The organism is Streptomyces sp. UH6 (assembly GCF_013421635.1).
In the GTDB taxonomy this organism is placed as follows: Bacteria; Actinomycetota; Actinomycetes; order Streptomycetales; family Streptomycetaceae; genus Streptomyces; species Streptomyces abyssomicinicus.
The window spans coordinates 1-1,239 of sequence record NZ_JACADT010001316.1; the positions used below are offsets into that span (position 1 = coordinate 1).

At 73.0% G+C, this 1,239-nt stretch carries 2 protein-coding genes; both read left to right on the top strand.

Annotated features, from left to right (window positions below; translation table 11 throughout):
- Positions 1-411: zinc-binding dehydrogenase (locus HW445_RS31550; protein ID WP_180224189.1), on the top strand; the 411-nt coding region annotated here is incomplete at its 5' end.
- A gap of 132 nt (positions 412-543) precedes the next feature.
- Positions 544-1,239: IclR family transcriptional regulator (locus HW445_RS31555; RefSeq protein WP_180224190.1), on the top strand; the 696-nt coding region annotated here is incomplete at its 3' end.

Below are 1,239 nucleotides of genomic sequence, written 5' to 3' on the forward strand. Positions count from 1 at the left end.
ACCTCCCGCTCCGGGGCCAAGCGGCGGGCCGCCCTGGAGATCGGTGCGCACGCCGCCCTGGAGACCGGGGCGCGGCTGCCGGAGAAGGCCGACATCGTGGTCGAGACGGTGGGCGAGGCGACCTGGTCGCACTCCCTGAAGGCGCTCAAGGCGGGCGGAACCCTCGTGGTGGCGGGCGCCACCAGCGGGGCCAACCCGCCGGCCGACCTCCACCGGGTCTTCTACCTCCAGCAGCGGGTGATCGGTTCCACCGGCGGCACCCGCGAGGAATTCGTCCGGCTGCTGCGCTTCCTGGAGAACACCGGCGTGCGCCCGCGCATCGACCGGGTGCTGCCGCTCACCGCGATCCACGACGGCTTCCGCGCGATGATCGCCGGCGGGCTGAACGGCAAGGTGGTCGTCCGTCCCTGAGTGAGGTGAGGCTCCCGCGCCCGGGGGTGTGACGCGGACCCACGTTCACAGGAGGCCGGTCGTCATCTATGCTGGACGAGCGTCCACTGGAGTGGTCGTTCGTCGATGACGCCCAGCGCTGGAGGCCATCCGATGTCCCACGGCACCCCCGCACCGCACGAACCCGCCTCCGGGACCGCCGGGCGGCAGACGGCCGTGGACAAGGCGCTGCACCTGATGATGACGCTCGCCGAGACCGGTGAGTCGATCGGTGTCAGCGGGCTCGCCCGCCGCACCGGACTCAGCAAGTCGACCGCCTTCCGGCTGCTCGGCATCCTGGAACGCAACGCCGTGGTGGAGAAGGTGGGCAGCGCCTACCGCCTGGGCACCCAGCTCTACGACCTCGGGACCCGCGGCGTCTACGGCTCCTCCATCGGCCTGCGCGAGCGACTGGTGCCGCACCTGGCGGAGCTGTACGAGTCCACCCACGAGACGGTGCACCTCGCGGTGCTGCACGGCACCGAGGTGGTCTACGCGAACAAGCTGTACGGCCACCGGCCCACGCCCTGCCCGTCCCGGATCGGCTCCCGGCTGCCCGCCTCGGTGACCGCGGTGGGCAAGGTGCTCCTCGCCTTCGACCCGGAGGCCGCGGAGGCGGTGATCGAAGGGGGACTGCACCCGGCGACGGCGCACTCGATCACCGACCCGGTGGCGTTCCGCGCCCACCTGGCGAGGATCCGCGCGGCCGGCGTGGCCGAGGACCACGAGGAGTCCACGCCGGGGCTCAGCTGCGTCGCCGTACCGGTCCTCGGTCCGGCCGGCCTGCCGGTCGCGGCGCTGTCGGTCGCC